The sequence below is a fragment of the Desulfococcus sp. genome (assembly GCF_050178255.1).
In the GTDB taxonomy this organism is placed as follows: Bacteria; Desulfobacterota; Desulfobacteria; order Desulfobacterales; family Desulfococcaceae; genus Desulfococcus; species Desulfococcus multivorans.
The window spans coordinates 7,284-15,912 of sequence record NZ_JBFXGG010000068.1 but is presented as its reverse complement, the minus strand read 5'-3'; the positions used below and the strand labels follow the sequence as shown (position 1 = coordinate 15,912).

7 protein-coding genes are annotated in these 8,629 nt (G+C 62.2%); 5 read left to right on the top strand and 2 right to left on the bottom strand.

Translation table 11 applies throughout. The features are described 5' to 3' along the window. Window positions 1-211 precede the first annotated feature (211 nt). A complete protein-coding gene (locus AB7S84_RS12295) occupies window positions 212-574 on the bottom strand; it encodes a hypothetical protein (RefSeq protein WP_020878588.1) in 363 nt (120 codons plus the stop codon). Window positions 575-1,039: 465 nt separating this feature from the next. Here AB7S84_RS12295 and AB7S84_RS12290 point away from each other — a divergent pair, with 465 nt between their 5' ends. From AB7S84_RS12290 to AB7S84_RS12270, 5 genes are all read left to right on the top strand, one after another. Continuing rightward, a complete protein-coding gene (locus AB7S84_RS12290) occupies window positions 1,040-1,507 on the top strand; it encodes a MarR family winged helix-turn-helix transcriptional regulator (RefSeq protein ID WP_428154738.1) in 468 nt (155 codons plus the stop codon). Between the two features lie 59 nt (window positions 1,508-1,566). Continuing rightward, window positions 1,567-3,153: an ABC transporter substrate-binding protein gene (locus AB7S84_RS12285; RefSeq protein WP_428154736.1), complete on the top strand. Its 1,587-nt coding sequence runs from the start codon at window positions 1,567-1,569 to the stop codon at window positions 3,151-3,153. A 172-nt stretch (window positions 3,154-3,325) separates the two neighbouring features. Then, complete coding sequence (locus AB7S84_RS12280) at window positions 3,326-4,282, top strand: ABC transporter permease (RefSeq protein ID WP_020878585.1); 957 nt, start codon at window positions 3,326-3,328, stop codon at window positions 4,280-4,282. 98 nt (window positions 4,283-4,380) lie between these two features. Next, on the top strand, window positions 4,381-5,208 hold the full coding sequence (locus tag AB7S84_RS12275) for an ABC transporter permease (protein WP_428154733.1): 828 nt from the start codon (window positions 4,381-4,383) through the stop codon (window positions 5,206-5,208). 62 nt (window positions 5,209-5,270) lie between these two features. Further along, window positions 5,271-6,887 (top strand): ABC transporter ATP-binding protein, encoded by a 1,617-nt coding sequence (locus tag AB7S84_RS12270; protein WP_428154731.1) that lies wholly within the window; start codon window positions 5,271-5,273, stop codon window positions 6,885-6,887. Between the two features lie 335 nt (window positions 6,888-7,222). Here the strand turns inward: AB7S84_RS12270 and AB7S84_RS12265 are convergent, their stop codons facing one another. Beyond that, window positions 7,223-8,512 (bottom strand): hypothetical protein, encoded by a 1,290-nt coding sequence (locus AB7S84_RS12265; protein ID WP_428154729.1) that lies wholly within the window; start codon window positions 8,510-8,512, stop codon window positions 7,223-7,225. Between the last annotated feature and the right edge of the window lie 117 nt (window positions 8,513-8,629).

The window sequence follows — 8,629 nt, the reverse complement described above, 5'->3', positions numbered from 1 at the left end:
AATATATTCCATCCGAGGATATCAGCAGAGATTCATCATGGGCGAGAATGGGTCACCAAAACTCGTCGGAGCCCATGATGAATCTCTGCGGGTTGCGCAGATCCGGACGTTCCGGAAACTCGGATGGTAACTGTCAATCATTATGTCTAACACCCTAACACCGCCCCGAAGGGGCCAACCCGACCCCCTTTCGGGGATCGGGCGCTTCGGGTTAAGCGACGGCCGGGGCCAGGGCGGTCATGGCCGCGGCGTCACCGCCGTGGCTCGCCAGGAAATCGACGATGGTGTCCACCACGTCGACGGGGTCCTGGGCCTCCAGGGTGGTCCGCACCGCTTCGGTCTCCTTGTAGAAGATGAAGAGGGCGTCCCTGGGGCTGCCGTTCCGGGTGTCGACCTTGCCGTCGTCGTCCTTGGGGCGTCCCTTGAAGACGACCGGGCCGAGGCCCACGGGGTTCTCCTCGGTCTTGATCCGGGCGTCCGCCGCCAGGGTCCAGCCGAGATCGTCGGCGCCGTTTTCCAGAAGACCTGCCGCAATGAGAGAGTCCTGTTCCCAGGTGAGTGCTACGATAGCCATGATGTTTTCTCCTTTCCATGTTGTTGTGGGTTTATCGCCAACGGTCAACCGTTGTCTCTGTCATAGCAGGGCTGGGAAAAGGATGGGGCGAAGGGGGGGAAGGATGGGGTTTTGAATGAAAAAAAGTGATTAGGGTTTTAGAGTTTTAGGGTGTTAGAGTGTTAGGTGATTAGCGTTTCAAACGATCCGGGGGTCGGTTCCAAAATTTACAAGAAAATGACGTTTTCTTAGAAGGGGGTTGGCGCACGAAGCAAAGCTTTGTATGCTAATCATATATTTTCGGATCTGGATGCGATGGATGGCGTAATAACATATTGGAATAGTTTTTAAAGAACGATAAATGGAATTGCTGGCTGCCATTGCCTCGGATTTAAAAACATTGTGTACAAAATATTTAGGTCTTGATTATCTCCTTCTCAACTATTAACATCAGGTAACTTTAACCCGAAAAAGTGGGCATTTGAAATGACCCGAAACGATCCGGAGATCCAGGCCATCGTGGCGGCCATTCGTCGGCTGTACCGCATTGTCTACCATGACGCCATCCAGGCAAGCCGCGGCCATGGCCTCACCAGCTCCCAGAGCGCGGCCTTGAGGATGCTCTTCAAGACCGGGCCGCTGTCGTCGGCCGAGCTGAGCCGCAGGCTCCACGTCACCCCCTCCAACATGACGGGCGTCATCGACCGGCTCGAGAAGAAGCGTCTCGTGGACCGGGTGCCGGACCGCGCCGATCGCAGGATCGCCCTCATCACGCTGACGGATGTGGGGCTGAAACTGGGCCGGGACCTTCCGGATCCCATCGAAAACAAGCTCGCCTCCAGGCTGGACAACCTGGACCCGGAGGAGATTCGGGAATACCGTCTCGCCATTGAAAGGATTCTCGACCTGATCGAAGATCCGGAAGGACGGAGCGCCCCGGCCGGCGACCCGTGACATCGCCATTCAATGATACCCCCATTATAACCTTGTCAATTTATCGCAAAGGAGGCTTCATGTCGGTTTTAAAAACACTCGAGGAACTGTTCCTGAAAGGCGCCATATCCCGGCGGGAATTCATCTCCCGGGCCGCAGCCCTGGGGCTTATGGCCGCCGTTTCCCCTTCCCTGCTGCCGCGTCCGGCCACAGCCGAAACGCCGAAAAAAGGCGGGCGCCTGCGGATGGGCCTCTCGGGGGGATCCACCACCGACTCGCTGGATCCGGCCGCCATCACCGATATCATGATGCAGCTTTTGATCTACGGCCAGCTGGCCAACAGTCTCGTGGAGATCGACCACGAGAACAAGCCGGTGCCCGAGCTGGCCGAAAGCTGGGAGGCCTCTCCGGACGCCAAAGCATGGACCTTCAAGCTGCGCAAAGGGGTGGAATTCCACAACGGAAAAACCATGGACGCCGACGACGTCGTCTACTCCATCAACCACCACCGGGGTGAAAAGAGCAAGTCCGCGGCCAAGGCCATCGTCAAGGCCATTACCGATATCCGGAAAGACGACAAGCACACCGTCACCTTCATCCTGGAGGACGGCAACGCCGACTTCCCGTACATCATGAGCGACTACCACCTCTGCATCGTGCCGGCGGGCGGCGACTTTACCGCGGGCATCTTCACCGGCGCCTATGTCCTGAAGAATTTCGAGCCGGGCGTCCGGGCCTTCGCCGTGCGCCATCCCAATTTTTTCAAATCGGACCGCGGCCACTTCGACGAGGTGGAGACCCTCGCCATCAGCGACGTCAACGCACGGACCAACGCGCTCAAAACCGGCCGGATCGACGTCATGAACCGCTGTGAACGAAAGACCGTCCGCCTCCTCGAGCGCACCCCCAACCTGCAGATTCTGCGGCAGGACGGGTTCAAGCACTACACCTTCGCCATGCAGTGCGATATGAAGCCCTACGACAACAACGACGTCCGGATGGCCCTCAAATACGCCGTCGACCGGGAGCAGATGGTCAAGACCATCCTTCGCGGGTACGGCACCGTGGGCAACGACCATCCCATCAGCAGCGCCAACCGCTTCCATGCCGGGGACCTCCCCCAGCGCCAGTACGATCCGGACAAGGCCAGGTTTCACCTGAAAAAATCCGGACTGAAGGATGCCAGATTCAGGCTCCACACCGCCGAGGCCGCCTTCGTGGGTGCCGTGGATGCAGGCGTCCTCTACCGGGAGCAGGCCGCCAAAGCCGGCATCGACATCGAGGTGGTGCGGGAGCCCAACGATGGATACTGGAGCAATGTCTGGATGAAGAAGGAGTGGTGCGCCGTTTTCTGGGGCGGGCGGGTCACCGAGGACATGATGCTGAGCACGGCATACGCCGCCGGCGCGCCGTGGAACGACACCTCCTGGGACAATAAACGCTTCAACGCGCTTCTGGCAAGTGCCCGGGCGGAGCTGGACGAGGCCGGACGCCGGCGCATGTATGCCGAGATGCAGCAGATCATTCGGGATGACGGCGGCGTGGTGGTGCCCATGTTCGCCGCCGACCTCGCGGCCGCAACAGACCGGCTCGGCCACGGCAAGATGGCCGTCAACTGGGAGCTGGACGGCTTCCGGGGCCCGGAACGGTGGTGGTTCAAGTCCTGATCACGCCCCTCCGGCACCCGGCGCCGCGGATACGGCATCATCCCCCGGAATTCACCCGGGGCGATGCCGTATCCGCGGCAACCATACGACACATCGACAACATTCTAACCGGGGAAGGCCGGCATTCCATGCCGGAATGGACCGCTTTCCCCTATTGCAACAGGTTTTTCTCATGCAGACGAACACATCCATGATTTTAAGACGGCTCGGACTGGGCGTCGTCACGCTGCTGGTTATCTCCGTGCTCATTTTTCTGGGCGTGGAAGCCCTTCCCGGGGACCTCGCCGAGGCGGTCCTGGGCCAGAGCGCCACCCCCGAGACGGTGGAGGCCTTCCAAAAGGAGCTGAAGCTGGACCTGCCGCCCTACACCCGCTATTTTTCCTGGCTGGTATCCTTCATGCAGGGCGACTTCGGAAACTCTCTGGCCAACGGCCGGCCCATCGCGGAACTCATCGGCTGGCGCCTCTCCAACACCCTCTTCCTGGCCGGCATCACGGCGCTGATCTCCATTCCCCTTGCCGTGGTCCTGGGCATCCTCGCCGCGCTCTACCGGAACACCCTCTTCGATCGATTCATCTCTATCGGGACACTGAGCGCCATCTCCTTTCCGGAGTTTTTCGTCGCCTACATCCTGATCGCCGTTTTCTCCGTTCAGCTGGCGATGTTCCCAAGCATGTCCAACATCGGCCCGCGGATGTCCCTGCTCCAGAAAATCCATGCCGTGGCCCTGCCCTGCCTGACCCTCACCCTGGTGGTCATGGCCCACATGATGCGCATGACCCGGGCGGCCATCATCAACGTGCTCACCAGCCCGTTCATCGAAATGGCGCGCCTGAAAGGGCTCTCGTGGAAGCGGGTGATCCTCCACCACGCCTTCCCCAACGCGCTCTCCCCCATCATCAACGTGGTGGTGCTGAACCTGGCCTACCTGGTGGTCGGGGTGGTGGTGGTGGAGGTGGTCTTCGTCTACCCGGGGCTGGGGCAGCTCCTGGTCGATTCCGTCGCCAAGCGGGACATCCCGGTGGTCCAGGCCGTCGGACTCATCTTCGCCTTCACCTACGTCTTTCTCAATCTGAGTGCCGACATCCTCTCCACCCTCAGCAACCCCAGGTTGAGAAACCCCAAATAGCCCGCGGGCCCCGCAGGCCCCTCAGAAAAAGATCGGAAAAAGATCGGAAGAAAAAGACCGCCCATGCAACAGATCAAGAGAGACAAGGAGCCTCCGGAATGACCGCAATCAAACTGCTGAAAAAATCCCCCGCCAGCGCCCGCATCGGGATGATCATCATCCTCCTCAACCTCCTGGCGATGATCCTGGCGCCCGTCATCGCCCCCTATCCGGAAACCGCGGTGGTCGGGGACGTCTGGGTGACGTCGAGCGCCGAAAACCTGCTGGGAACCGATCAGCTGGGCAGGGACATGCTGACGCGCCTCGCCTACGGCGCCCGCAACACCATCACCATCGCCCTGCTCATCACCCTCATCTCCTTCACCGTCGGGGCCGCCTGCGGGTTTCTGGCCGCAACCCTCAAGGGGTGGACGGACCAGGTGATCAGCCGCATCGTCGACATCATCATGGCCTTCCCCACGCTGATCTTCGCCCTCATGGTCCTCTCGGTCATGGGAACCGCCATCCCCGTCCTCGTCGTCGTCATCGCCATCCTCGATTCCACCCGCGTCTACCGCCTGGCCCGGGCCGTCGCCATGGACATCGAGGTGATGGAGTTCATCGAGGTCGCCCGGCTCCGGGGAGAGAAGCTCTGGTGGATCATGCGCCGGGAGATCCTCCCCAACGCCATGCCGCCGCTCATCGCCGAGTTCGGCCTCCGCTTCTGCTTCGTGTTCCTGTTCATCAGCGCCCTCAGCTTCCTGGGACTGGGCATTCAGCCCCCGACGGCCGACTGGGGGAGCATGGTTCGCGAGAACGCGGGCGCCATCACCTTCGGCATCCTCACGCCCCTCTATCCGGCGGCGGCCATCGCCGTTTTGACCATCGGCGTCAACCTGGTGGTCGACTGGTTCCTGCACCAGAGCAGCCGGCTCAGAAACCATTGAAGAAAACAGGGCGGCCCGCCATGGATCGGCGGCACCGCCCTCAAGATTCAGGAGACGCACCCATGCCCCATCTTTTGGACATTAAAAATCTTGTCATCGAAGCGAGAACAGGCGAACAGTGGCGGCCGGTCATCAAGGGCATCGACATGGTCCTCGATCGGGGCGAAGTCCTGGGCCTTATCGGAGAGTCCGGCGCCGGAAAATCGACCCTCGGCCTGGCGGCCATGGCCTACACCCGCACCGGCTGCCGAATCCGCTCGGGATCCGTCGTCTTCGACGGCATGGACCTGATTGCCCTCTCCAAACGTGAACAGCGAAAGCTGCGCGGGGTCAGGATCGCCTACGTGGCCCAGAGCGCCGCCGCCGCCTTCAACCCGGCCCACAAGCTGATCCACCAGTTCGCCGAGCTGCCGGTGCAGCACGGCATCATGTCCTACCCCGAGGCGGAAAAAAAGGCCGTCGACCTCTACCGCAGGCTCCACCTGCCCGACCCCGAACGGATCGGGTACCGCTACCCCCACCAGGTATCGGGCGGGCAGCTGCAGCGGGCCATGGTGGCCATGGCCATGGCCGGAGATCCGGACATCATCATCTTCGACGAACCGACCACCGCCCTGGACGTGACCACCCAGATCGAAGTTCTGGCGGCCATCAAGGAGGTGATCCAGGCCCGGCAGACCGCCGCCATCTACATCACCCACGATCTGGCCGTCGTGGCCCAGCTGGCCGACCGCATCATGGTGCTCCGAAACGGCGACCTGGTGGAGGAGGGCGAGGCCCGGGAACTTCTGGAAAATCCCCGGCAGGAATACACGCGGGATCTGATCGCCATCCGCTCCCTCCGCGAGGACAAGGATGTCCGGACGCGAAAGACGGACAACATCCTGGAGATCGAAGGCGTCTCGGCGGCCTACCGCCCGGGCGTCCCGGTGATCCGGGACATCGACCTCTCCATTGCGCCGAAGAAGACCGTGGCCGTCGTGGGGGAGTCGGGCAGCGGCAAGAGCACCCTCGCCCGGGTCGTCACCGGCCTGCTGCCGCCCTATGAAGGCCGGATCCGCTTCGACGGGCAGGTGCTGCCGCCGGACTTCAGGAACAGGGACCCGGAGGTGCTCCGCCGCATGCAGATGGTCTACCAGATGCCCGACGTGGCCCTCAATCCCCGCCAGAAGATCCGGCGGATCATCGGCCGGCCCCTGGAATTCTATTTCGGCACCACCGGGCAGGCCCGGGAGGAGCGCATCCGGGAGCTGCTGGAGATGGTCGAGCTCCCGGCCAGGTACATCTCCCGGTACCCGTCCGAGCTCTCGGGCGGCGAGAAGCAGCGGATCTGCATCGCCCGCGCCCTGGCGGCCAATCCGGACCTCATCATCTGCGACGAGGTCACCTCCGCCCTCGACCCGCTGGTGGCCGAGGGGGTCCTGGCCCTGCTGCAGGATCTCCAGAACGAACTGGGCGTTTCCTACCTGTTCATCACCCACGACCTGACCACGGTCAAAGCCATCGCCGACGAGATCGTGGTGATGCTCAAAGGGCGCATCGTGGAGCAGGGAAGCAAGCGGGAAATCCTCAAGCCGCCCCACCACGAATACACCGAACTGCTCCTCTCCTCGGTGCCGGAGATGGACCCGGACTGGCTCGACAATCTGCTCGAGGAACGCGAGACGGAAGAAGCGTAGGAAATTGGGGTCGGGCCAAGCAAATCTCCCGGAATCACTTCGAATACATGCCATAAAAAGCCAGAATATCGCCTTAGAAGCGCATTTTTGGGGTCAAAAACGCCGGTCTAAGGGAAAATCCGTCGACCCCGATGCCGCCCGAACGGCTTAAACCGCCATTTTTGCACCCGAAAACAGCCGTTTAAGCCCTGAAAACGCCTGTTTTTGGATGAATAATTTATGGATTTCAGGCACTTGACTTGGCCCGACCCCTACGTAGGTAATTGATAATTATGAATTATGAATTATGAATTGATGGTTAGTAACCCCATAATCACCCTAAAATCCTAACACCCTTACCCCCAATTTATCTCAATAAAAATCCCGCACCCCGCCTTGCATTGTCGTGCCATGTCGGTGATGGTCTTGTCGGGGAAGCGGGTTTCGAGGACGAGGGCCAGGTTCATTCCCGGGGTGTAGGCGTTGTCGGTGAGAAGGGTGTTGAGCATGGGGGCGATGTCGGGGGAGCGCACGGGGTCGCCCGGGGTCCATGGGGCGCGGAGGTCCCAGAAGGTCCTGAGGGGGCGCTGGTCCGCCAGGAGCGCGGCCCGCAGGGCCGGTGTGGTGGGCGGCGCCGGGTCGAGGGTGAGGCCGATATCCGCGGCCATGGGGTCCGACACCTGCCCCGCGGTCTTGGCAACGGCGGCGATCTCGTCGCACCCGGCAGTGGAGACGGCGTCGTTGAGGCTGATGTTGACGTGGTTGAGCATCCGGCCCGGCCCCACGGGGGTGCAGGGGACGAGAAAAACCGTGGGCGCGTCAAAGGGCGCCTCGGTGTACAGCGACCCCACCGGCTGGCCTCCGGTGTCGTTGACGGTGATCCAGAGGCCGGCCCCGCCGTTGCCCTCGGGATCGATCCTGAACCGGAGATGGGTGACGCCGTCGAGGATAAGGGGCGGCTCGAGCCCGCTGAGGTCGAGGCCCTCCGGCGGGATCCGCCACCGGCCGTCGGCCCACTCCCCCCAGGCTGCATAGTCGCTCCCGGTCCAGGCCCCAAGGGGCGTGAGGTCCCGGACCAGGATCTCCCCGCCGTCGGCCGTAAAGGCCAGGACAGCCGAGCCCACCCGCCCGGGCGGGATCTGCAGGTTCTCGAAGAAGACCACGGACCGGAGAAGCCCGTCCGCTTCGGTGCGGCCCAGGACGATGAGGGGCGCGTCAGGGCTGGTTGCAGTCGCGTCGAACAGGCCGCCTTCGCCCCCGGCGTCGCAGTGCCCGGCCAGGGTGCAGCCGATCCGCCGGGGGGTGGTGTCCGGCGGCGGCACCGCATGGGCCGCGTTGGCCGTGAAGGCGACCCGGGTGGCCGCCAGGAGTTCGTCGGGGGAGTGGCCGTAGCTTCCCATGAAATCGACCATCTCCGTGGTGCTCTCGGGATCCGCCTGCAGGAGGTCGTACTCGCAGAGCCCCGCCTCCCGGAACATCAGCAGGATGAAGCGTTTGTCCGCGCTCTGCCACGCGGCCGGACCCACGGTCCTTCCGCCGAAGGTGTCGCCGGTGCTGACGACGCCCTTGTATTCCATTTGCCATCTCTTTTCCGCGCCGGCCTGGATGAGATCGGCCAGCAGCCGCGAACAGGGTTTGAATGCCATGAATATGCTCCTTTCTCTTTTCCCGTCTGTTGAAGGTTGAAGGCTGAAAAGGCGCACCTGCGCCAAACAGCCCCCTTATCCCCCCTTCACCCTTCAGTCTTCAGCCTTCAGCCTCCC